At 35.2% G+C, this 25339-nt stretch carries 19 protein-coding genes, 1 pseudogene and 3 other annotated features; of the genes and pseudogenes, 17 read left to right on the plus strand and 3 right to left on the minus strand.

Annotation, left to right across the window (positions count from 1 at the left end; all coding sequences use genetic code 11):
• The first annotated feature begins 20 nt into the window (after positions 1-20).
• Both ACUN28_RS14855 and ACUN28_RS14860 read left to right on the plus strand, forming a co-directional pair.
• The gene (locus tag ACUN28_RS14855) at positions 21-812 is read left to right on the plus strand and encodes an enoyl-CoA hydratase (RefSeq protein ID WP_016087409.1); all 792 of its coding nucleotides are present in this window, start codon (positions 21-23) and stop codon (positions 810-812) included.
• 123 nt (positions 813-935) lie between these two features.
• Positions 936-2372 (plus strand): GntP family permease, encoded by a 1437-nt coding sequence (locus tag ACUN28_RS14860; RefSeq protein ID WP_016087410.1) that lies wholly within the window; start codon positions 936-938, stop codon positions 2370-2372.
• 150 nt (positions 2373-2522) lie between these two features.
• Here the strand turns inward: ACUN28_RS14860 and ACUN28_RS14865 are convergent, their stop codons facing one another.
• Complete coding sequence (locus ACUN28_RS14865; protein ID WP_016087411.1) at positions 2523-3008, minus strand: GNAT family N-acetyltransferase; 486 nt, start codon at positions 3006-3008, stop codon at positions 2523-2525.
• Positions 3009-3188: 180 nt separating this feature from the next.
• Here ACUN28_RS14865 and ACUN28_RS14870 point away from each other — a divergent pair, with 180 nt between their 5' ends.
• The 3 genes from ACUN28_RS14870 (at position 3189) to entB (ending at position 6550) form a co-directional block, all read left to right on the plus strand.
• Positions 3189-3680: a hypothetical protein gene (locus ACUN28_RS14870; protein ID WP_016087412.1), complete on the plus strand. Its 492-nt coding sequence runs from the start codon at positions 3189-3191 to the stop codon at positions 3678-3680.
• A 143-nt stretch (positions 3681-3823) separates the two neighbouring features.
• Entirely contained in the window at positions 3824-4585 is a 762-nt protein-coding gene (locus ACUN28_RS14875; RefSeq protein WP_016087413.1) for a glycosyltransferase, read from the plus strand.
• Positions 4586-5005: 420 nt separating this feature from the next.
• Positions 5006-6550, plus strand: coding sequence for a cell wall-binding protein EntB (gene entB, locus ACUN28_RS14880; RefSeq protein WP_445423397.1), 1545 nt, complete (start codon positions 5006-5008; stop codon positions 6548-6550).
• Positions 6551-6600: 50 nt separating this feature from the next.
• Here the strand turns inward: entB and ACUN28_RS14885 are convergent, their stop codons facing one another.
• Positions 6601-7119 (minus strand): kinase, encoded by a 519-nt coding sequence (locus ACUN28_RS14885; RefSeq protein WP_016087416.1) that lies wholly within the window; start codon positions 7117-7119, stop codon positions 6601-6603.
• Positions 7120-7219: 100 nt separating this feature from the next.
• Here ACUN28_RS14885 and ACUN28_RS14890 point away from each other — a divergent pair, with 100 nt between their 5' ends.
• The 3 genes and pseudogenes from ACUN28_RS14890 (at position 7220) to ACUN28_RS14900 (ending at position 8618) form a co-directional block, all read left to right on the plus strand.
• Positions 7220-7525: a YfzA family protein gene (locus ACUN28_RS14890; RefSeq protein ID WP_016087417.1), complete on the plus strand. Its 306-nt coding sequence runs from the start codon at positions 7220-7222 to the stop codon at positions 7523-7525.
• A 13-nt stretch (positions 7526-7538) separates the two neighbouring features.
• Positions 7539-8072, plus strand: a pseudogene (locus tag ACUN28_RS14895) (GNAT family N-acetyltransferase); the annotation flags it as partial.
• A 15-nt stretch (positions 8073-8087) separates the two neighbouring features.
• Positions 8088-8618, plus strand: a complete 531-nt coding sequence (locus ACUN28_RS14900) for a cysteine hydrolase family protein (protein WP_033656358.1) — start codon at positions 8088-8090, stop codon at positions 8616-8618.
• Between the two features lie 124 nt (positions 8619-8742).
• Here ACUN28_RS14900 and ACUN28_RS14905 read toward each other — a convergent pair whose 3' ends face one another.
• Entirely contained in the window at positions 8743-9180 is a 438-nt protein-coding gene (locus tag ACUN28_RS14905; protein ID WP_016087419.1) for a YndM family protein, read from the minus strand.
• 150 nt (positions 9181-9330) lie between these two features.
• On the opposite strand from ACUN28_RS14905, the gene ACUN28_RS14910 reads away from it, so the two are divergent.
• From ACUN28_RS14910 to ACUN28_RS14950, 9 genes are all read left to right on the plus strand, one after another.
• On the plus strand, positions 9331-12843 hold the full coding sequence (locus ACUN28_RS14910; protein ID WP_016087420.1) for a DUF4020 domain-containing protein: 3513 nt from the start codon (positions 9331-9333) through the stop codon (positions 12841-12843).
• Between the two features lie 108 nt (positions 12844-12951).
• Positions 12952-13188: a binding site (T-box leader), on the plus strand.
• A 54-nt stretch (positions 13189-13242) separates the two neighbouring features.
• Positions 13243-13478: a binding site (T-box leader), on the plus strand.
• Between the two features lie 195 nt (positions 13479-13673).
• Positions 13674-14750, plus strand: a complete 1077-nt coding sequence (locus ACUN28_RS14915; protein ID WP_001273580.1) for a bifunctional 3-deoxy-7-phosphoheptulonate synthase/chorismate mutase — start codon at positions 13674-13676, stop codon at positions 14748-14750.
• Between the two features lie 9 nt (positions 14751-14759).
• Positions 14760-14980 (plus strand) — a binding site (T-box leader).
• Between the two features lie 53 nt (positions 14981-15033).
• The gene (gene aroC, locus ACUN28_RS14920; protein ID WP_016087421.1) at positions 15034-16206 is read left to right on the plus strand and encodes a chorismate synthase; all 1173 of its coding nucleotides are present in this window, start codon (positions 15034-15036) and stop codon (positions 16204-16206) included.
• A gap of 18 nt (positions 16207-16224) precedes the next feature.
• A complete protein-coding gene (gene hisC, locus ACUN28_RS14925; RefSeq protein WP_016087422.1) occupies positions 16225-17325 on the plus strand; it encodes a histidinol-phosphate transaminase in 1101 nt (366 codons plus the stop codon).
• Positions 17318-18418: a prephenate dehydrogenase gene (gene tyrA / locus ACUN28_RS14930; RefSeq protein WP_016087423.1), complete on the plus strand. Its 1101-nt coding sequence runs from the start codon at positions 17318-17320 to the stop codon at positions 18416-18418. Before hisC ends, tyrA begins: the two co-directional genes overlap by 8 nt.
• Before the next feature lie 16 nt (positions 18419-18434).
• On the plus strand, positions 18435-19724 hold the full coding sequence (aroA, locus tag ACUN28_RS14935; RefSeq protein ID WP_016087424.1) for a 3-phosphoshikimate 1-carboxyvinyltransferase: 1290 nt from the start codon (positions 18435-18437) through the stop codon (positions 19722-19724).
• A 132-nt stretch (positions 19725-19856) separates the two neighbouring features.
• Complete coding sequence (locus ACUN28_RS14940; protein WP_016087425.1) at positions 19857-21017, plus strand: GNAT family N-acetyltransferase; 1161 nt, start codon at positions 19857-19859, stop codon at positions 21015-21017.
• 218 nt (positions 21018-21235) lie between these two features.
• On the plus strand, positions 21236-21802 hold the full coding sequence (locus ACUN28_RS14945; RefSeq protein ID WP_016087426.1) for a TetR/AcrR family transcriptional regulator: 567 nt from the start codon (positions 21236-21238) through the stop codon (positions 21800-21802).
• A gap of 252 nt (positions 21803-22054) precedes the next feature.
• Complete coding sequence (locus ACUN28_RS14950; RefSeq protein WP_016087427.1) at positions 22055-25171, plus strand: MMPL family transporter; 3117 nt, start codon at positions 22055-22057, stop codon at positions 25169-25171.
• The last annotated feature ends 168 nt before the right edge of the window (positions 25172-25339 follow it).

The raw sequence follows: 25339 nt of genomic DNA on the forward strand, positions 1-25339 counted from the left end.
ATCGGAAAGAAGGGATTGAATTGGAAAATAAGCATGTTGTTACATGGTCCAAAGAAAATGGAATCGCAACGATTATCATTGATAATCCACCTGTGAATGTACTAAGCGATGCGGTGGTAGAGCAACTGACGGTAGTGGTCCATGAAATTGAACGGGATGATGAAGTAATTGTTGTACTTCTAACTGGCGCTGGAGAAAAGGCCTTCGTTGCAGGAGGGGACATTAAATCGTTTCCGGAATGGATTGGGAAAGGGAGTGAATATGCGGAGGGAAAATCATTGTGGCTCCAGAATCCGTTAAATAAAATAGAAAAATTGCCAAAGCCGGTAATCGCTGCTATTAACGGATTAGCGCTTGGGGGCGGGTGTGAATTAGCTTTATCGTGTGATTTACGGATTATAGAAGAACATGCCCAAATCGGGCTTCCGGAAGTGAAATTAGGTTTGTTTCCAGGTGCAGGAGGAACGCAACGTTTGCCTCGATTAATAGGAACTGCAAGTGCGAAGGAAATGATGTTTACTGGTGAAGCACTCACTGCTGAAGTAGCTTGGCGGGTTGGTTTGGTGAATCATGTTGTTCCGCGTGGCGAATCGCTGGATAAGGCGAAGGAACTAGCTGTGAAGATGGCTCGATTCTCTCTTCCTGCATTATCTTTGATGAAGCAATCTATCGATAAGGGGCTATCTTCTTCTCTTGAGGAAGGGTTAAAAATAGAAGCTGAAAATTTCGGACATGTGTTTCAAACGAGTGATGTAAGAGAGGGAGTGGAGGCCTTTATAGAAAAGAGGATACCAATCTTTCATCATAAATAAAAAGCTATAAATATAATAATATGCAAAAAGTAATGCCTGCCTCTGGCAGGCATTACAACAAAATATACAAACAGAAAAGGATACAAAAATAAAAAATCCGTATTATTGAGGGGGATTGGGGTTATGGATTTATTGATTGTATTGTTAGCGCTTGGCTTGCTTATTTTTGTGGCTTACCGAGGTTTCTCAGTCATTTTATTCGCTCCGTTATGTGCGTTGCTCGCTGTGTTTTTAACAGAACCGGCGAATGTTTTACCATTCTTTTCTAATGTTTTTATGGCGAAGATGGTTGGATTCATAAAATTATATTTTCCTGTATTTTTGCTTGGAGCGATATTTGGTAAAGTGGTAGAAATCACTGGAATAGCAGAAAAAATCGCGAAAATTATTATCCGTTTTATCGGTGTGAAAAGAGCGATTCTTTCCATCGTATTAATGGGAGCGATTCTTACATACAGTGGTGTCAGCTTATTTGTCGCAGTATTTGCGATTTATCCATTTGCGGCGCAATTATTTCGTGAGGCGGATATTCCGAAACGTCTTATTCCAGCGACAATCGCATTCAGCGCATTTACGTTTTCGATGGATTCACTTCCTGGATCACCTCAAATCCAAAATGTTATTCCAACTACGTTCTTTAAAACAGATATTTATGCCGCTCCTACATTAGGAATTATCGGAGCACTATTTATCTTTATATGTGGCATGTTGTATTTGGAAAGATGTAGGAAGAAGGCTGCTGCTAAGGGCGAAGGGTACTTCGGAAAAGGCGATGCTACTTCTGAGATGGCTGCTACAACTAGCGCGCAATTGGTGCAAAATCCGATTGCTTCCAGCGATGTAATTCCAGCTAGTTACTGGATAGCATTTCTTCCGCTTGTACTGGTTGGAGTGATGAATAAAGTCTTTACAGAATTCATTCCTGTTTGGTATACAAAGGGATTTGACTTTGCATCCATAGGTTTGAAGGAGTACGGAACAATTGAGATGGGACAAGTCGTGGGGATTTGGTCAGTGGAAATGGCACTTCTTATTGGAATATTATCTGCTATATTATTAAACTTCCAAGCGGTAAAAGAGCATTTTCAATCAATTACAAGCGTTGGTGTGAGTGGTTCAATCTTAGCAGCTATGAACACTGCAGCCGAGTATGGATTTGGTGCCGTTATAGCAGCTTTGCCTGGATTTGTCATGATTCAAAACTATTTAACGGGGACTTTCTCAAATCCTTTAATTAGTGGAGCAGTCATGACGAATATATTGTGCGGGCTGACGGGATCAGGCTCGGGTGGAATGAGTATTACATTAGGTTTGATGGCAGAAAAATATATTGAAGCGGCAACAAACTTTGATATTCCGTTAGATGTGCTGCATCGTGTGATTGCAATGGCGGCAGGAGGTATGGATACTTTACCTCATAACGGAGCAGTTATAACTTTACTTGCAGTTACAGGATTAACGCACAGGGAAGCTTATAAAGAGATATTTGGTATTACGATAATTAAGACACTTGCCGTATTCTTCGTTGTTGGTGTGTATATGATGTTTTCTATTGTATAGTAGGGAGCTTGATATTCAGTTAAAAAGAACGTATCTATCAATTAATTATGAATAAAAGTAATCAAAAATAGCCATCATGTTATGTAACGATGGCTAAGAGAAAAAGGCAATACTACTAGTGGTCGAGAAGTAGTATTGCCTTTTATTTAGTTAAATATATGTACTCAAAATCTCCCCAGGCAATCCATCAATCTCACAAACTTTCTCAGATGTAAAACCTATATTTATTAAAATTTTGCGAGAAGGGATATTGTTTGGATCGATTATTGCTTTTAGTACGTTTACATCTGTCTGCTTCGCAATATTCATTAATTCATTTGCAATCCTGCTACCATATCTTTTTCCCCAATGCTCTGGCAAAATCATATAACCAATTTCAGCTTCTTTAATATTATCCTCGTTTACCGTAACATGTCCAAGACCAACATACTCATTTGAAATAGAATCATATACTTTATAAGAGCCGAATAGTTGATGTTTTTCATTGCGCTTTAACAGCCTTGTAAAATCATTTCGTGCTTCATCTAACGGAATAGCGCGTTCGGTAATTTGCGCCATTACTTCTTCATTTGAAACGAGCTGGAAATATAAATTGAAATCTGTTGGTTCAAATTTATTAAAATATAGTTTCTTCATAATAACTCCTCCAAACTAATTTTTAATGTTCTTCAGAAAAGTTTAATGACACGTAAATCATAATTTCAATTATAAAAGATTATTAAAGGTAATTATTAATTTTTGGTTAGTAACGTACATACAATGTGTAATTAAGTGCGTGCACTATGGAGTGAATGCAGAAAAGGGTGAATGAAGCATATGAATCCATTTGAGCAAATGATGTACGTTGGTATCATTATGTCTATTGTACTATCCGTAATGATTTTAGGATCTTTATATTATAATCCCCGTCTTTCGTTAACTGAATATCCGAAAGATATTCAAAAGGTAGTTTTTCCAAAATCGATTTATGAAAAGAAGCAAACAATATACTTTAATATTGCATATAATGCTATTCTTTTCGGTACTCCTTTCGTTTCTACATATATACTACATAAACATGGAAAATTATTATTTATTGATGCCTATTTACATACTTTTGGTATTTTAATGATTTTTAATGTAGTAGATTTGTTTATACTTGATTGGCTAATCTTTTGCTGGATTACCCCAAGATTTGTTGTGATTCCTAGTACAGAAGGCATGAAGGAATACAAAGATTATAAGTTTCATTTAAGAGGGGCTATAGTCGGCACAAAATTTTTAGCAATCGTAAGTTTGTTTTTAGCGGGACTTGCGACAACTATGTAGCATAAAAAGTATTGTTTCATTTTGTTTGGATAGAAGAATTCTAGGTGACTTTTAACATGTTTTTAGTTTTTATAATACAGTCTCATAAATATTAATATATGTTATATAGATTGAAAATTTATTTTATAAAAAGGGGAAGTGTTATGAAGGAAACAAATGAATCTTCAGGCATTGATTTGAAAAAAGGTGTAAAGTTTTCTATTATAATCCCTGCGCATAATGAAGAAAAGTACATTGGAAAATGTTTAGATTCAATTTCAAAGGCAGCGGAAGTATATAAAGGTCAAACTGAAGTGATAGTGGTTTTAAATCGTTGTACAGATAAAACAGAGGAAATCGCAAAGGAGTATAACTGTATTACATTAAAAAATGATGATAAAAATTTATCTAAAATCCGAAATGCAGGGGCCATGATAGCTACTGGGGAAATAATCATTACTATAGATGCTGATACCCAAATGACAGAGTCTTTTTTGTCTAACGTAGACAAATATTTAGTTTCAGGTAAATACATTGGCGGTGGGGTAACTGGAAAGTTTGAAAGAATATCTTTAGGAATAATTGTTTCCGCACTGTTAATTATAATTCCAATATTTTTTAAGTATGGGGCTATATCTGTCGGGATTTTTTGGTGCTATAGAAAAGACTTTATGGCGATTAATGGATTTAATGAAAATATGCTTATGGCAGAAGATGCAGATTTTGCAAACAGGTTAAAAGAATGGGGAAAACAAAAAAATAAGAAATTCGGTACAATAAAAAATGGAATGATAACTTCGTGCAGAAGATTTGATACATATGGGGATTGGACTTTAGTTAAAAATCCAAAAATTATCTTAGCATATCTAAAAGGAAATGATAAAAAATATGCAGATAAAACCTATTATGATAATCAAGAAAGATAACTGTAGAAATTCTTAAACACATTATTAATAAATGAATTAGTGAAATAAAATAGACTAATAGAAATTAGTTTACTTTCAAATTATTTAAAATTGTTTTTTATGTATTATGAAGACGAATGCCCCTGAAATTTTGCATGAATGGTGGCTAGATATATTCGAAATATATCGCTAGAAACAAAGAAGATGTAACAAATAGTTTTTCCTCTAAAAAGATCACGTCATTTTATATAAGATGACGTGATTTTTTATTTATAGAATAACATATAAATTTGATATTTTTGAAGAAAAAGGATATTTTGAACAACAATATATTAAGTAATATTAATGTATTGTTACAAAAGTTTTGATATTATGTGAAAGTACCTGATTTTATGGAAGCATTTGATATAATAGAAGTCAAAAAATGTAATGGAGGATAATATGAAAAAAATAATTGGCGCAGCAACAGCAACAGTTTTTGGATTGGGGGCTTTTACCACATCTGCAACTGCAGAAACAATCGTAACAGCGGATATACTCAACGTACGTGAAAAGCCAACTACAGAATCAAAAGTTGTCAAAAAAGTAAAGGAAGGACAAAAGTTAAAAGTAATACATACGGAAGAAGGATGGTCAAAAATTGATTTAAATGGTAAAGAAGTATTTGTAAGTGCGGAGTTTACAAAAGATGTGTATCACGTAACAGCGAATTTGTTGAATGTCCGTTCTGATGCAAATACAGAATCAGAAATTCTTGGCAGACTGAAAAAAGATGATGTCATTGAATCAACGCATCAAGTAAAAGACGGATGGCTGCAATTTGAGTATAAAGGAAAAACAGCCTATGCGAATGTTTCTTTCTTATCAAGTACAGCACCAGTTGAAAAAAAGGCTGACGAGAAAACGAAGCAAGTAGCAAAAGTACAAAAAACGGTAAAAGCTAAGGAAGAAGCTAAAACACAGCAGGTAGCAAAAGTAAAGGCTAAAGAAGCAACAAAAGTGCAGGAAGAAGTGAAAGCACAGGAAGAAGTGAAAGTCCAAGAAGTAGTAAAGCCTAAAGAAGAAGCGAAAGTCCAAGAAGTAGTAAAGCCTAAAGAAGAAGTGAAAGTCCAAGAAATAGCAAAGCCTAAGGAAGAAGCGAAAGTCCAAGAAATAGCAAAGCCTAAGGAAGAAGTGAAAGTCCAAGAAGTAGTAAAACCTAAGGAAGAAGCGAAAGTCCAAGAAGTAGTAAAACCTAAGGAAGAAGCGAAAGTCCAAGAAGTAGTAAAACCTAAGGAAGAAGCGAAAGTCCAAGAAATAGCAAAGGCTAAGGAAGAAGCGAAAGTCCAAGAAGTAGCAAAGGCTAAAGAAGAAGAGAAAGCAAGAGAAATAGCAAAGGCTAAGGAAGAAGAGAAAGCAAGAGAAATAGCAAAGGCTAAGGAAGAAGAGAAAGCAAGAGAAATAGCAAAGGCTAAGGAAGAAGAGAAAGCAAGAGAAATAGCAAAGGCTAAGGAAGAAGAGAAAGCAAGAGAAATAGCAAAGGCTAAGGAAGAAGAGAAAGCAAGAGAAATAGCAAAGGCTAAGGAAGAAGAGAAAGCAAGAGAAATAGCAAAGGCTAAGGAAGAAGAGAAAGCAAGAGAAATAGCAAAAGCTAAGGAAGAAGCAAAAGCAAAAGAAGAATCTAAAAATAACATACAGTCTGCTAAACGTGAATTAACGGTAGTAGCGACAGCATATACTGCTGATCCAAGTGAGAATGGTACATATGGTGGACGCGTTTTAACTGCGATGGGGCATGATTTAACGTCAAATCCGAATATGAGAATTATCGCAGTAGATCCGAAAGTAATTCCATTAGGATCTAAAGTATGGGTAGAAGGTTATGGAGAAGCTATAGCTGGTGATACTGGAAGCGCAATTAAAGGTAATCGTATTGATGTATTAATGGGTTCAAAAAGTAAAGCGATGAATTGGGGAAGACAAACTGTTAAAGTGAAAATTTTATAGTAACTATAATGATCCAAATAGAAGTCAGTTCTCTTTATTGAGGCTGGCTTTTATTTTTGGATCACAACATCAGTAAGAATCGCATCAAATATATCTTTTTGCGTGAAGTTATCTGTAAAAATAGCTTCTCTGGTAACTTCAATTGTATCGTGCGGATTATACCATTTTTCTAGGGAATCCTCACCAAATTCATTTCGTTTATCCCTTGTGTTATGTCGTCGAATCGTTTCTTTTAACGATAAATCAAAGTAATATGTATAGACGTTTCCTTCGAAAAAATGTATTAATTCTTTCAGCATATCACCGTATCTACGACTGTTTAAAATGCCTTCTAAAATAACAAATTTACATTTTCCTTTTCCGTACTTTGTAATTTCAAATAGTAAATCATGTGATAAATTCCCCATCGTATCGTGTACTCTAAGCATATCTCTACGTACAACATCCTGTGATACTAAAAGTGTACCTTGTCCGAAATGTTCTTGTAATTGCTTTGCGATTGTTGTTTTACCACTTGCGGAGTTGCCTCTAAGAATGATTAAAGTTGATTTAAGTATAGGATTAGACATAATGTATTCCCCCAGCGTGAATGAGTATATAGAAAATTTTAACAAATAAAGTGCGAAAAGTGTATAATTAATAGGATTGAAATAAAAAGGTGGGAGTTAGATGGAACATGAATTAAATAAGGCGCAGCCGATTTGGAAACGGACATGGTTTCGCTATCTAGGGGCATTTATAATTGTTCAATTACTATTTATTATTTGTGAGATTACAGGATGGGCACCAAATTTTAAGCCAAGTGGAGAGTTTTTAAATAGAATTTTACATTCTGAATTTTTCACGGAATGGTTCACTCCATATGAAATTCCTCATTTTAATTTGTTTACAGCATTTTTTGCGATTACATTGTTACCATACGCATTAATTGGTGCAATGAAAGATTTCACAACAAGGAAAAATACAAATAATTAAAAAGAGGTATTATATGCTATTTCAAAAAGATCATGTATCGGTACGGTACGTAAAAGAAGAGGATGCACAGGTCATTTCAAAATGGTTAACAGACCCAGAAGTCTTGCAGTATTACGAAGGAAGAGATAATCCGCAATCTGTAGAAATGGTACTGAATCATTTTATACATAATCCAAATAGTCATGAAAAAAGATGTTTAATAGAGTTTGATGCCGGTCCAATTGGTTACATACAAATGTACCCAATTGATTCTGAGTGGAAAACATTATATGGCTATGAAGAATCACAAAATGTATGGGGAATGGATCAATTTATCGGAGAGCCGACTTATTGGGGAAAAGGAATTGGAACGAAACTCGTTCAGGCAGCAATTACATATATTATGGAGAACACGGGAGCAGAAGCAATCGCAATGGACCCGAAAGTAAATAATGAACGTGCGATAAAATGTTATGAAAAATGCGGATTTAAAAAGGTGAAGATATTAAAGGAACAGGAGCTGCATGAGGGGAAATTAGAAGATTGTTGGATGATAGAATACAAACAAAGGGAGCTGCGCGAAATGAAAAAAGCTTTAATAGTAATTGATGTGCAAGCAGGTATGTATACAGCAGGAACGCCAGTACATAATGGGGAGAAGTTTTTAGAAATATTACAAGAACTTATTGGGCAATGTCGTTCTAATGATATTCCCGTTATTTATGTACAACATAACGGACCAAAAGATCATCCGTTAGAAAAAGGTACAGAGGGCTGGAAAGTACATGAGGTGATTGCTCCGCAAGAAGGGGATAGTATTGTTGAAAAGGCGACGCCAGATTCATTCCATAAGACAAAATTAAACGAAGTATTACAAGAAAAAGGAATTGAACACGTTATTATTTCAGGTATGCAAACGGAGTACTGTGTGGATACGACAACGCGAAGAGCGTTTAGTGAAGGGTATAAAGTAACGTTAGTGAGTGATGCACATAGTACGTTTAATACAGAAGTGTTACGTGCGGAAGACATTGTAAAGCATCATAATGTGGTGTTTGGAGCGTTTGCTAATGTTGTTGCGTTAAAAGATTTGAAAGTGACTGCCTCTAAATAAGAGGTAGTTTTTTTATTATATGAACGATATCTTGAAAACATCGTTCATATAATTTCACGTACCATAATGAATACATGAAAAAGGAGCACCAAATAATTAAAAAGGGTGCTCCTGCATCGAAATGTTACTTCTTCTTATCTTTATCCAATATATTCTGTTCTTCAGCAAATTCAGTACCATATGCAAAGCGGCGATTAATATGAATGTTATCATTGTTGTGCCGTGTGTGCGAGCTAGAAAAGCGATGAACAATTACTTCAGATAATGTAAAGACAGTAGCGGAAAGGAAACTGCCCCATGCAATTTGCATGTAATTGTCTAATAAAATATTACCGAAAATCCATACGCTTAAATAAGTTAGTAAGAAATCCGACATAATGGCACCAGTATTGCCTATTCGGTTTAATATAATTTTATCAACGAACATATAGGATACGATTGTAACAAAAAGACTGAATGAAATAATTTGGACGAACGTTGCAGGGAAAAATAAAGCGAGTCCAATACTAAATGCGATAATGCACGATATAAATTTGATAAGTACTACAGTAAAACCATTCAATATTTACACCTCCGATTTATACATAGTTTTACAATAAATTTAGGAGTTCATACATTGTAACGAATATATTTACATAAAACTTTTTCATGTTCGATATCTGTCTAAATATTAAAAAAACAAAGGAAAAATGTTATAGTAAAATGAGAGTATATGACATTTTTAGGTAAGGGGGAATCCAAGGTGTGGATTACTTCAGAAGTAGAAATTCCAGATGAGTTATTTGATCATCTTGAACAAGGAAAGTTAGTACTATTTGTTGGAGCGGGAGTTTCTATGAAAGGGAAATCAAACTTACCGAATTTTGATGATCTAGTTGATGAAATTGCGAAAACGTTATATGTAGAAACACGTGAAATTACAGAACCGCATGATTATTATCTTGGTAAAATTGCGAAAACAAAGGATGTACATCAAGTTGCAAGAGATTTAGTTCATATTGAAAAGTCAAAGCCAAATCCGCTTCATTATGCGATTCCGAGGTTGTTTCCTTTAGATACGGAAGTCCGCATTGTAACGACGAATTTTGATAGACATTTTACAACTGCGATGAAAGAAATGAATAGAGAATTAAACGTATATTACGCACCTGCTTTACCTACAGGTAGAGCGTTTAAAGGGCTCGCTTACATACATGGCAATATAGAACAGGAGAAAGAAGCATTAATTTTAACAGATGGTGATTTTGGAAGGGCTTACTTGACGGAAGGATGGGCGAGAAGGTTTTTAGTTGATTTATTTTCAAATTACACCGTTTTGTTCGTTGGATATAGTCATAATGACCCAGTAATGAAATATTTAGCAACTGGTTTACCACCAAGTACAAGGCGTTATGCATTTGTTGCACAAGGAGAAAATACGTACCACTGGGAGCATTTAGGAATAAGACCGATTGTGTATCCGAATAAAGGTAATAATCATCAGTCTCTTGTTAAAGCAGTGAAACGATGGGCGGAATTAATGGGTGATAATTATATTACAAAACGAATGCGAATTCGGGACATAGTAACAGTGCCACCGTCAGTAGAACAGGAACAATTATCATACATAAAACAATCAATAAAAAAAATTGAAACAGTCCGCTACTTTGTTGAATTTGCTCATGATTATGAATGGGTGGAATGGCTTGAAGCTGAAGGGAAATTACAAAATTTATTTTTAGTTACACCAAACTATAATGAGGTAGATGAATTACTTGCAGAATGGTTAGTGGAACAATTTCTTTTTACTCATCAAAAAGAATTATTTCAATTAATTTTTAAAAATCACTCTAAAATATCTCCGTTATTTTGGAGAACAATTTGTAGCTACTTAAACGAAACGAAAAGTAAAATGGACCCGTTGTTGTTTGCAAGATGGACACTCCTTTTATTAGAAACAGCTGAAAAAGATAGTAAATCAATTGAAACAATTTCTTACTTACTACAAAAATGTTCTTTTCCTGAGCATAAAGAGATTGCTTTATTGTTACTAACGTTTATTTTGGATGGGAAACTTAAATTGAAGCGGGAAAGAAAATGGGGAAATGATACGCAAGAATCGATAGAACTTGAGGAATCGAGTCGTTTACCAGTGTCTACATTTTCTTATGTGGAGCAAATTTGGAATGAGAAGATGAAACCGCATATTTCCTATTACGCCGTTCCAATTATGATGATGGGAATAGAGAAGATGCGAATGTTATCACTAAGACAAACGGCACTGAAAAAAAAGGATAAGGAAAATGCGGAAAAAGACTTTCAGCAAAATGATCTTGCATTTTTAATTCAAATTGTAAAAGAGTGTTTAGCCTATTTATGTGAAAACAATGAGAAAAAAGCAAATTATTATATTACAGAAATGATAGAAGCAAACAGCATACTTCAAAATCGAATTGCAATTGATGCGATGAATAAAAATATATTTGTTAGCGCCGATGACAAAATGAAATGGTTGTTACAGGAAGAACTTTTTTTAGATGTCACGTATAAACGTGAAGTTTTTCAACTTATAAAAAATCATTTCGCACTCTCTTTAGAAAAAACGAAGGAAGAAGTCATTCAAATTGTACTGAAGGACCTTGCAGAGGAGCGGGCATTTGATGTTTGTTTCGTGTTAGATTTATTATTCACTTGTGATTCGAATAGTCCATCTACGGCAAAAGGTTATGAGTTAATGAAGCAAAAACATCCTCACTTTCATTCTGATCGATACAGTCTACAAAAGAAAGAGACCACAGAACAAAGTATTACTTGTAATGTAACTGCTGATGGATTATTGCAGCTGAAAGACGAAGAAATTATGAAACAAGTTCGCCAATTTTCTCAAGACGGTGTGTTTGAACAACGTCATTTTTTAGAGATGTTATCGAAAGCATGTAAATTGAATACAGAATGGAGCATTTCATTTGCTTATCAATTAGTTGGCATGCACGAAATAAGTAATGAAGTATGGTTTGTATGTATTAGAGAGTGGCGAAACAACCGAGGACTGACAAATGAACAAATCCAAAAAGTTATTCCGTTATTGCAGAAATTTGTTAGAAATACTGCTTTTCATTGGTTAATTAGTAGTTTTCTATATGAAATTAGTAATCGATTAGAAGAGTTAGAGGAAAATAGTATACGCAATTTGAAACGGTTTGCTTTTTCCGTATTCCCTCAAGTTATGAAAAGTGATACAGATTTTAAGCTGGGAAAACAAGATTTTTACAATGAATCAATCCAGCATCCTGTTGGGAAAATGACAGCTGTATTATTAAAACTGTTATCATATGATCATTTATACGATCGTAATGTGTATGAATATTTATTTTTATTTGAAGAACAAGTAAGAGTTAGTTCAGAACGGACAAATTTTATGCTAGCTCGTTTAGTAGCAGATATTACATTTCTTTATCATATAGAGAAGCAGTGGTGTCGAAAATATTTGTTACCGTATTTAGATTTAAAGAAGGAAAATGAAATTACGAAATATGCATGGGCAGGCTTGTGTTACACGCAAATAAATTTACCTTTATTTACAGAGATGAAGCGATTTATTAAGTATGCGGTAGAACATTTGGAAGTATTACATCCGCATACGAGGGAAGCTTTCTTGAAATGGCTTAGTTTTGTATTTATTAAATGTGTACTGTATTGGGAGCAAAAAACAGAATGGTTATACCCTTTACTTATACGAGAAAATGAAGAAAATAAAATTAAATTTATGCAAATTTTATGCTATTACGTCAAAACATTAAGTGCAAAAGAACAACAAAAATTTTGGACAGCTTGGCTCAGTGTATTTTTGCGAGAGCGACCGAAAATGGGTGAAATCACAGCTAGAGAATATGTAATGCTTTTACGTATTATTTTATTTATGGATGAAATAGTAGAAAGAGGGTTATCTATCATATGTAAAACATTTTTGGACGTGGGTCGAAAAGGAAATCAAACGGAGTTAAAACAGTTATTGAATGAAATACTTGAAAAGACAGAGAGCATAAAAATGTATAAAGAATTGTATGCAAATATATTTTTCACCTTACTGCAAACGCTTCAGGAAGCTGATATACTTGAAACTGAAATCATTCAAATAAAAGAAGTGTTAGTCCGGTATGGAGTAGAAAAATATGTATTAAATGCGATAGATAATGAGATAATTCGCATCGGAATTGTTATGGAGAATTTACAAAAAGAAATGTAGGACGAAAGTGGATTTTTAAAAAAATATATAAAAAGTTGTTGACAGTGTTTTGAAAAGCGTTCTATAATACGAATCATACTTATTCAATTTCAAAAACATTTGAATAAACAAAGTGCAATGAAGAGATCACAGTAGTGGTTAGTCTTACTGTAACAGAGAGCTGGTGGTTGGTGTGAACCAGTACAGGGATAATCATGAATTACAGTCTTGGAGCATCTTTTTCGTAGTAAAGATAGTATTGTCTTTATGAAGGAAAAGCGGTCAATTGATCGTTAACAGTGAAGAGAGGTAGACAGAAATTTAGTCTACAACTAGGGTGGTACCGCGATAAATATCGTCCCTACTGATTTATTCAGTAGGGACTTTTTGTATTTTAGTGGTCCAACTTGAAAATTAAATATTCATGCGTTGAAAGGAAAAGCAGTAGTTGTTGTTTCCCTGTAACAGAGAGCTGGTGGTTGGTGTGAACCAGTACAAAAACAAGAGCGAATTACAGTCCTAGAGCATCTTTTTCGTAGTAAAGATAGTATTGTCTTTATGAAGGGAAAGACGGTCAGATGATCGTTAACAATGAAGAGAGGTAGACGAAAGAAGTCTACAACTAGGGTGGTACCGCGATAAATATCGTCCCTACTGATTGGATCAGTAGGGCTTTTTTGTACAAAAAAAGTGGTTTTTTAGCTAGTAGATAGTGTCTTTGTACTAATTATTAGTTTAAAATAAGAAGAGGTATCGATTCCACTTTAAATTTGTATAATTGACCAGTTCAGAAAATAGAGAATTTTTCATTCTCTTACTATACTTTTAAAACATTAGAGGAGGATTTCCAAATGGCAAATCATGAATTAGATCAATTACGTAAACAGGTAGATGAAATTAACTTACAACTATTACACCTTTTAAACAAACGTGGTGAAATCGTTCAAAAAATTGGGGAACAAAAGCAAGTACAAGGTACGAAACGTTTTGATCCAGTACGTGAGCGTGAAGTGCTTGATATGATCGCAGAGAATAACGAAGGACCATTCGAAACGTCAACGGTTCAACATATTTTCAAAACAATCTTCAAAGCTAGCTTAGAATTACAAGAAGATGATAACCGTAAAGCATTATTAGTATCACGTAAAAAGAAACAAGAAAATACAATCGTTGATGTAAAAGGTGAATTGATTGGTAACGGCACACAAACATTCATCATGGGGCCTTGTGCAGTTGAAAGTTTAGAGCAAGTTCGTCAAGTAGGGCAAGCGATGAAAGACCAAGGCTTAAAATTAATGCGCGGTGGTGCATTCAAACCGAGAACATCTCCATACGATTTCCAAGGTTTAGGAGTAGAAGGACTTCAAATTTTACGTCAAGTAGCAGACGAGTTCGACTTAGCAATTATTAGTGAAATTTTAAATCCGAACGATGTTGAAATGGCATTAGACTACGTTGATGTAATTCAAGTTGGCGCACGTAACATGCAAAACTTCGATTTATTACGAGCTGTAGGTAAAGTTAACAAACCAGTATTATTAAAACGTGGATTAGCAGCAACAATTGATGAGTTTATTAACGCAGCGGAATACATCATTGCGCAAGGTAACGATCAAATTATTCTTTGTGAGCGCGGTATCCGCACATACGAAAGAGCAACACGTAACACATTAGACATTTCTGCAGTACCAATTTTAAAGAAAGAAACACATTTACCAGTTATCGTTGATGTAACACATTCAACTGGACGCAGAGATTTATTATTACCAACAGCGAAAGCGGCACTTGCAATTGGCGCAGATGCAGTAATGGCTGAAGTTCATCCAGATCCAGCAGTTGCATTGTCAGATTCTGCACAACAAATGGACATTCCAGAATTCCATAGATTCATGGATGAGTTAAAAGGATTCAAAAATAAATTATCTTAATTCCATATTATATATGCGCTGAAGAGGAAACAGTAGTGCTTATCTCACTGTTAAAGAGAGCTGATGGTCGGTGTGAATCAGTACAAAGGTAAGCATGAATTACAGCCTTGGAGCATCTTTCTCGCCATTTATGGAGGGGAAGACGGTCAAATGATCGTTAAAGAAGAAGAGAGGTAGACAGAAACTTAGTCTACAACTAGGGTGGTACCGCGATAAACATCGTCCCTACTGAGCGCTCAGTAGGGACTTTTTTGTACAAAAAAATAGTAAAGGGGCAAGAGAAATGAGATACATTACAGCTGGAGAATCACATGGGCCGCAGTTAACAGTTATTTTAGAAGGTGTACCAGCAGGTTTAACATTAACAGCGGAACATATTAATAAAGAATTATTAAGAAGACAAAAAGGGCACGGACGCGGAAGACGTATGCAAATTGAAACTGATACAGTTGAAATTGTAAGTGGTGTTCGTCATGGGATGACACTTGGCTCACCAATAACGTTAATCGTTAAAAATGATGATTTCAAACATTGGACGAAAGTAATGGGTGCAGAGCCAATTTCGGAAAAAGAAAGTAAAGATATGAAACGTACAATTACAAAACCACGTCCAGGACATGCGGATTTAAACGGAGCAATCAAATACGGTCATCGTGATATAAGAAACGTACTAGAACGCTCATCTGCAAGGGAAACGACAGTTCGTGTAGCTGCTGGTGCAGTTGCGAAGCAAATTTTAAAAGAGTTAGGCGTGGAAATTGCAGGACACGTTCTTGAAATTGGTGGTGTGCAAGCGAAGCATATTTCTAACTTATCAATAGAAGAAATTCAAACAATTACTGAAGATTCACCAGTTCGATGTTTAGATAAAGAAGTAGAACAAGAGATGATGGATGCGATAGATAACGCTAAAAGTAGTGGGGATTCAATCGGCGGTATTGTTGAAGTCATTGCAGAAGGTATGCCAATAGGTGTTGGTAGTTACGTTCATTACGATCGTAAATTAGATGCAAAACTTGCTGGTGCGATTATGAGTATTAATGCATTTAAAGGTGCTGAAATCGGCGTTGGTTTTGAAGCAGCAAGACAGCCAGGAAGTAAAGTACACGATGAAATTTTATGGGATGAGGAACAAGGATACACGAGAAAAACGAACAATGCTGGTGGTTTAGAAGGCGGTATGACAACAGGTATGCCGATCGTCGTAAGAGGTGTAATGAAGCCAATTCCTACATTATACAAACCGTTAGCAAGTGTTGACATTGATACGAAAGAAGCATTCCAAGCGAGTATTGAAAGATCTGATAGTTGTGCAGTACCAGCAGCAGGTGTAGTAGCTGAATCTGTTGTAGCATGGGAACTTGCACATGCGCTTGTCGAACAATTCGGAAAAGATCGTATGGATTTAATTCACCAAAATATTACACAACATAACAAATACGCAAAAGAATTTTAATAAAAAGGTGGTTTTAACATGCAAGTAAAAGATCAACTATCATCATTACAACCATATAAACCAGGTAAATCACCTGAACAAATGAAAGAAGTGTACGGAGATCATTCGTTTGTGAAATTAGCATCGAATGAAAATCCATTCGGCTGCTCACCACGTGTTTTAGGTGAGTTGCAAAAATCATGGTTAGAACATGCTTTATATCCTGACGGAGGTGCTACAACACTTCGTCAAACAATTGCAAATAAGTTACATGTACAAATAGAACAAGTACTTTGCGGTAGTGGTTTAGATGAAGTCATTCAAATGATAAGCCGTGCAGTACTTAAAGCAGGAGATAATATCGTAACGGCTGGTGCAACATTCCCGCAGTACCGTCATCATGCAATTATTGAAGGCTGTGAAGTGAAAGAAATTCCTTTAAATAACGGTGTATACGATTTAGACGAAATTTCGTCAGCAGTAAATAATAATACGAAAATCGTATGGATTTGTAATCCGAACAACCCGACAGGCACATATGTGAATGATCAAAAATTGACTCAATTTATTGAAGGTATTAGTGAAAATACGTTAATTGTCATTGATGAAGCGTACTATGAATACGTAACAGCAAAGGATTTCCCAGAGACATTACCGCTTTTAGAAAAACATAAAAATATTCTTGTACTTAGAACATTTTCTAAAGCGTACGGATTAGCTTCTTTCCGCGTTGGATATGCGATTGGACAGAAAGAGCTAATCGAGAAATTAAATGTCGTACGTTTGCCATTTAACGTATCTTCATTAGCGCAAAAAGCAGCGACGATTGCTTTTGGTGATGACGGGTTTATTCAAGAAATAGTTGGTGTGAATACAGAAGGATTACAACAATACGAGAGTTTTTGTAAGGAAAATGAAATACCATTTTATCCATCGCAAACAAATTTCATCTTCTTGCCAGTTGAAAATGCTGGAGAGATTTATGAAGCTTGTGCACATGCAGGGTTTATTATTCGTCCGTTCCCAAATGGTGTCCGTATTACAGTTGGAACAAGGGAGCAAAATGAAGGAGTGATTTCAGTGTTAAAACAACACTTTGAAAATAAAAAAAGAAAGTCTCGAGATGAGGACAATGCGTAAAAAAGTAGTTTTAATTGGAACTGGTTTAATAGGAGGCTCTCTCGCATTAGCAATTAAGAAAGAGCACGATGTAACGATAACAGGTTATGATATATTTCAAGAACAAGTAGAGCGTGCAAAAGAATTACATGTAGTAGATGAAGTAGCAGTAGATTTACAGCGTGCATGTGAAGAAGCGCATTTAATTGTATTTGCTTCTCCAGTTGAAGAAACGAAGAAGCTATTACACAAATTAGTGTCATTTCGTTTACGAGAAGATGTTATTGTAACCGATGTTGGTAGTACAAAAGGGACGATTATGAATGAAGCGGAAGCTTTATTTTCAAAGGAAGTTTCTTTCATTGGTGGACATCCGATGGCAGGTTCTCATAAAACGGGCGTTGAAAGTGCAAAAGCACATTTATTTGAAAATGCATTCTATATTTTAACGCCGATGAATCATGTGCCAAATGAACATGTGGAAGAACTTAAAATATGGTTACAAGGAACAGGATCACATTTTCTCGTTTTAAATACGGAGGAACATGATTATGTAACAGGGATTGTTAGTCATTTTCCGCATCTTATCGCAGCTGGATTAGTAAAGCAAGTAGAGAAACATGCAGGAGATAATCCGCTCATTCATCAACTAGCTGCCGGAGGGTTTAAAGACATTACACGTATCGCATCAAGTAGCCCAAAAATGTGGAGTGATATTGTTAAGCAAAATCGTGAGCATTTAATGGTATTATTAAAAGAGTGGATCTCTGAAATGGAAGATTTATATGATACAGTTTCTACCGGAGATGCTGGCGAGATTCAAAACTATTTTGCAGACGCGAAAGAATACCGAGACTCTTTACCAGTACGAAAGAGAGGGGCAATTCCCGCCTATCACGACTTATACGTCGATGTTTTAGATAAAGTAGGGGCATTGGCTCATATTACGAGTATTTTAGCGCGCGAAGAAATTAGTATTACGAACTTGCAAATATTAGAAGCACGTGAAGGATTGCTTGGGGTATTACGTATTAGCTTCCAAAGAGAAGAAGATCGTATGAAAGCAAAGCTAGCGCTTGGAGAAGAAAAATACCAAACTTATGAAACAATTTAAATGAGAAGGTGAGAACGTGAAGGAAAGAACGATACAACCTGTTAATAACGGATTAAATGGCAACATTATAATTCCAGGAGATAAATCGATTTCACACCGCGCTGTCATGTTCGGCGCGATTGCAGAGGGAAAAACAACAATAAAAGGTTTCTTGCCCGGTGCAGATTGTTTAAGTACGATTTCTTGCTTTAAAGAAATGGGAGTAGACATCGTCCAAAACGGTGATGAAGTCACTGTACTTGGTAAAGGATTAGAAGGTTTACAAGAACCGAAAGCTTTATTAGATGTTGGTAATTCTGGTACAACAATACGTTTAATGTCAGGGATTTTGGCAAATACACCATTTTTCTCTTGCGTACAAGGTGATGCATCTATCGCAAAAAGACCGATGAAACGTGTAACAAATCCATTAAAACAAATGGGTGCAAACATTGATGGCCGCGAAGAGGGAACCTTTACACCACTAACAATACGTGGCGGAAATTTAAAAGCAATCGAATATACTTCACCTGTAGCAAGCGCACAAGTAAAGTCAGCTATTTTACTTGCAGGGCTTCGTGCAGAAGGTGTAACAGCTGTTACAGAACCACATATTTCACGCGACCATACAGAAAGAATGCTTGAAGCATTTGGCGTTAAAGTAACTCGCGAAGGGAAAACTGTGAAACTTGCAGGTGGACAGAAGTTAACAGCGACAGAAGTTCAAGTGCCAGGTGACGTATCATCAGCTGCATTTTTCTTAGTGGCAGGTGCAATTATTCCTAATAGTAAACTAGTATTACAAAATGTAGGAATGAATCCAACTCGTACAGGTATTATTGATGTTTTAGAGAAAATGGGTGCTACGTTCACTGTAGAGCCAATTAACGAAGGAGCATCAGAACCAGCTGCAAACATTACAATTGAAACATCTTCATTAAAAGGAACCGAAATCGGCGGAGATATTATTCCTAGATTAATCGATGAAATTCCTGTTATCGCTTTAGCGGCAACGCAAGCAGAAGGAATTACAGTAATTAAAGATGCGCACGAATTAAAAGTTAAAGAAACGAACCGTATTGATACAGTTGTTGCGGAGTTAACGAAACTAGGAGCTCGCATAGAAGCAACTGATGACGGGATGATTATTTATGGGAAATCAGCACTAAAAGGCAACACAGTAAATAGTTACGGTGATCACCGCATCGGAATGATGCTTGCGATCGCAGGATGTATTGCAGAAGGAAAAACAACAATAGAAGACGCAGAAGCAGTAGGGGTATCATACCCTACATTCTTCGAAGAACTTCAAAAGTTAGCTAAATAAAGTAATGAGAAGCAGATACGGAATGTATCTGCTTTATTTTTTAAAACATCCTTATAATTTCACTTACCGAACTATAATAGTAAGAATTATGATACAATTCAAACAAGTAATGAGGGAATGGAGGATAATTATATGAATGTCATACAATTAAAAGAAGATAAGTTCAGAGAAGCATTACGTTTATCAGAATACGCTTTTCAATATAAAGTAGATGAGGAACGATTGCAGCAGCAACTTACAAAGATGAAGGAAAGTCATGAAATATACGGCATTATAGAAGGGGAAGACTTAGCAGCAAAACTACATCTCATTCCGTTTCATATTTACATAGGCAAAGAAAAATTTAAAATGGGTGGCGTTGCAGGGGTAGCGACGTATCCTGAGTATAGAAGAAGTGGGTATGTAAAAGAGCTACTTCAATATTCACTTCAAACGATGAAAAAAGATGGCTATACAGTCTCTATGTTACATCCATTTGCGGTTTCATTTTACCGTAAATACGGTTGGGAACTTTGTGCGAATCTACTCATATGTCATATGAATAAGAGTGATTTAGTGATGAAAAAACAAGTAAATGGAACTGTGAAACGTTTCAATAAAGAAAATCATCCAGAAGAGGTCGAAAAGCTCTATGAAGTATTTGCAGAACGTTTTTCAGGTATGTTAGTTCGAGAGAAGAACTGGTGGTTACAAGCAGTTTATGATGATTTAACATTAGCGATTTACTATGATGAAGATAAAACGGCAGCAGGTTACATGTTATACAAAATAGAAAACTATAAAATGACAGTAGAAGAATTTGTACCACTGCATAATGAAGCACGAAATGGTCTGTGGAACTTTATTTGCCAGCATGATTCTATGATTAAAGAACTTGAAATGACAGTAAGTGAAACCGAACCGTTAATATATACATTGCAAGAGCCGCGAGTAAAGGCAAAAATAAAGCCATATTTTATGGGCAGAATTGTAGATGTGGAGCAGTTCTTAAAACAATATGAGTTGAACTGGAACAATGTACAGCAAGAAGTGATCTTACATATTACAGATTCATTTGCTCCGTGGAATAATGTAACAGTGAGACTTGCAAATCATGAAATAACAATTATAAAAGAAGAAACAAAAGACAAAGGGATTAAGCTTGATATAAACGCACTATCTACAATAATGTTTGGCTATAAGCGTCCATTAGAACTTAATGAACTAGAATTAATTAGCGGAAGCGAAGAGGAAATACGAGTGTTAGAGAATTTAGTACCAGTGAGTAAACCGTTTATTTATGATTTCTTTTAATTTGCATGTATGAAGGTGGGCTATCCCAAGTGAAATTTCGGGATAGCTTCTTCTTATATTGTGAATTTTTGTCGGTAAGTCGATATATCATGAAAAACGTCGATATAACTTCATTTAAAAACAGTAACTATACTTTGTCACACACTTGACTTTTAGCACATCTAATTTATAATTAAAAAACGGAATGAATTTTCATTCCTGAAAATTGAGGTGGAAAAATGGCTAAAAACAAACAAGAAGACATTTTTGATGCGGCAATACAACTTTTTGCAGAGCGGGGTTATGATGGTACAACAATTCCGATGATTGCTGAAAAAGCAAAGGTCGGTGCGGGTACTATTTATCGCTACTTTGAAAATAAAGAGGCGCTTGTTAACTCATTATTTTCAAAAAGTATGTTAGAGCTTTCTGAAATGATAAAAACGGATTTTCCTGTTGAAGCAAATATTCGTGAACAGTTTAGTCATACGTACAACCGTTTATTTGAATTTGCGAGAAACAATGTGGACGCTTTTTTGTTTACAAATTCTCACTGCGATAGTTATTTTCTTGACGAACAAAGTAAGCAAATATTTGACGATTTTATAGGCTTCTTTATGAATATTATAGAAGATGGAATCGCAAAAGGTTTTCTTCGTCCATTGCCTCCAGTTGCTTTAATTATTATTGTATATCAACCGCTAGAAAAACTAACGAAGGTAATTGCAACAGGACAATTAGAATACTCAAAAGAATTAGTAAAAGAATTGGAAGAAAGTTCTTGGAACGCTATTAGAATCATTTGATTCTATAGCTAATAAGTATAGGAATGAATATTCATTCCTGGATATATTTAAAACATGAGAGTAGGAGGGGATATTTGTGTAACGATAGGAATGAACATTCATTCCGGTAAAGGTAGTTTAATAGAATTTACAAAATAATGTAATAGGATGATAGGAATGAACGTTCATTCCGAAAAAAGTATTTTTAAAAGGATAGAAATGAATGTTCATTCCTAGCTTAACATGACAAGCTAAAAATGGGAGATGATTCAAATGAGCAACCTAAAAAGTTGGAGAAGTTTATCTTTTCTATTATGGATCGTTATTACTATTACAATGGTCGTAACAATGCCTAATATGGATAAATTAGTGAAGGAAAAAGGAAAAATTACAATCCCTAATACAGAACAAAGCAGCATTGCTGACAAGATGATTAAAGAGATGGATAAAGAAGGGGTTGAAAAGTATGAAATTATAGCCGTTTTTAATAGTGGCAATAAGGCAGCTTTAACAGATGAACAAAAGAAGGAAATAACAAAAACGATCAACGCCCTGCAAAATGAAAAAGTGCAATTAGGAATTAAGGAAGTTGTTTCACATTTAGATAATAAAGACTTGGAGAAACAATTAGTTTCTAAAGATAATACGACTATTTTAACGCAAATATCGATAGATAAAAAACATGGTGAAATATCAAGGGTTTCAAATAATCTTCATGAAAAGGTGCAAACGAAAGGAGTAAAAACGTATTTAACAGGAAGTGACTTAATAGCGGGTGATTTTCTTAAATCCTCTCAAGAGGGAGTGAAAAAGACAGAAGTTATTTCAATCATTTTCATTCTTGTAGTATTAATCCTCGTATTTCGTTCACCAGTTGTTCCGATTGTTTCTCTTCTTACAGTCGGTGTGTCGTATTTAGTTTCAATGGGGATTATTGCTCAGCTTGTAGATCAATTTAATTTCCCATTTTCAAACTTTACACAAGTGTTCGTAGTCGTCGTCCTCTTTGGAGTAGGAACAGATTATAACATTTTATTATATACGAGGTTTAAAGAAGAATTAAGTAAACAAGAAAATGCATTTTGGGCTACGAAAGAAACATTTAAATCGGCAGGTAAAACCGTATTATATAGCGGTATAGCGGTGCTAATTGGTTTTGCATCACTTGCGTTAGCGAATTTTAAATTATATCAATCTACTTCAGCGGTAGCAATTGGTGTTTTAGTATTACTACTCGTATTAACGACTTTAAATCCATTTTTTATGGTGCTTTTAGGAAAAGGAATGTTTTATCCAGTTAAAACATTTAAAGGTCATGAGGATAGTCGCTTATGGGGATTTCTTGCGAAAAACTCAGTAGTAAGACCGTTCGCAGCTTTAATCATCGTATTTGTGATATCGATTCCTTTTGTAATGAAATACTCTAACACACTAAATTACAATGACTTATTTGAAGTAGACAATAAGTACGAATCAAAGATGGGGATTAACGTAATAGAAGATCATTTTCCGCCTGGTTTTTCTTCACCAAGTACGTTAGTGATTCAATCAAACAAAAAATTAGATGAAGGAACGTCTCTACAAACTTTAGACGAACTAACTAATAAGATTTTGAAAGTGAAAGGTGTTTCAGAAGTATATTCACCGACGCGTCCAACCGGTGAAAGGATAAAAGAACTATATATAAATAAACAAGCGGGAGAATTGAATACAGGTTTAGGAGATGCCAATGGTGGCATAAAAGAAATCAATGATGGTTTAACGGATGCTAAAAATAAAATGGGTGGTAATGAGTCAGACGGCCTCGCAAATGTTCAAAAGTTAATTGATGGAACAAACGAAGCAAAAAATGGTGTATCAGCATTAGGAACAGCTTTAAATCAACTATCAAATGGCATAAATGACGGAGCGAAAGGTGCACAGCAAATTGAGAATGGGTTAACGTCAGTAAATGAAAATATAAATGTTTTATCTCATGCAACTTCACAACTGCATGCCGGCTATGCACAGTTAGAAAAAGGTTTAAGTGCTTACGATCAATACTTCGGAAGTATATCTCAAGCGATTGACAGTGCAAAAAAAGGATACGAACAAATTGAAATATTAATGACCAATTTCATCCAAACGAAACCAGAATTAGCAAATGACCCGAACGTACTGCAAACGATAGGAATTGCTAAAGAAGCTCAAAAGCAATTAAGTGTATTATCGAAAGAATTAAATGAATTAGCGACGCAGCATAAAGCAGCAATGGGGTCATTTAATGTAGCGAATCAATCATTATTGAAAGTCGATAACGGCTTAAAAGAAATGAGCAATGGAGTTACTAAATTACAAAAAGGGGCAGCTGATCTTAAAAATGGATTAAATGAAGGGGCTTCAGGTTCAAAACAAATTGCGAACAAGTCATCAGAGTTACAAACCGGATTAACAAAAATAAATGATGGGCAAGGCCAGCTATTAACTGGGCTGAAAGACTTGCAAGAAAAGATGGGGCAATTACAATCAGGCTTATCTAAAAGTACAGAAGGGCTTGGAAAAGTAAGTAACGGCCTAAATGACGCACAGAAATATTTAGGCGAGCTAAATGAATCAAAAAGCTCTGAGAAGTTTTATATTCCAAAAGAGGTTTTAGAGGGAGAAGATTTCCAAAAAGCTTTGAATACGTACATGTCACACGATAGAAAAACTGCTAAAATGACAATCATTTTAGACGCGAATCCGTATTCAAAAGAAGCGATGCCAATTATTCAAGAAATCAATAATACGATAGATGGTACTTTGAAGGGGACTGAATTAAATGATGCGAAAACAGCAATCGGAGGAACAACAGCTAGAAACGTTGATTTAAAAGAAGTAACCGGGCAAGATTTCTTACGTACGGCTACAATTATGTTAATTGGAATTGCGATCGTATTAATCGTGATTACACGTTCATTATTAAACACAATCTTTATTATTGGATCATTAATATTAGCGTACTTTGCATCACTAGGTATAAGTGAGCAAATTAGTACGCATGTATTACATGTAGATTCATTAAGCTGGAATGTTCCATTCTTTAGTTTCATAATGATTGTCGCTTTAGGAGTGGATTATAGCATTTTTGTAATGATGCGTTATAACGAGATAGAAGGGGATTCGGTAACGAAAATTGTAAATGCATCTCGTCACATAGGAGGAGTTGTATTATCAGCGGCACTTATTTTAGGCGGAACATTTGCTGCATTAATCCCTTCAGGTGTATTGACGCTTATACAAGTAGCATCCGTTGTGGGCGTTGCACTATTGCTATTAGCTATCATTGTGATGCCAATATTGTTACCTGCTTTAATAGGGTTAACCAGTAAAATGAAGGATTATACAAAGAAATTAAGCAAAAGAAAATAAAAGAATCCCCTTTTAAAAGTATGCCATTTACCACGAAGGAAGGGAAAAAGTAAACAGTAAAAATACTAGCACAACGATTGGGGATTACTGACAAAGTGTTTGATTTAAAAGATATAATTTACTTTAGATAGTTCACTCAAATAAGGGTGGACTATATTTTTTTAAAAG

This window comes from Bacillus sp. WC2507 (genome assembly GCF_052656125.1).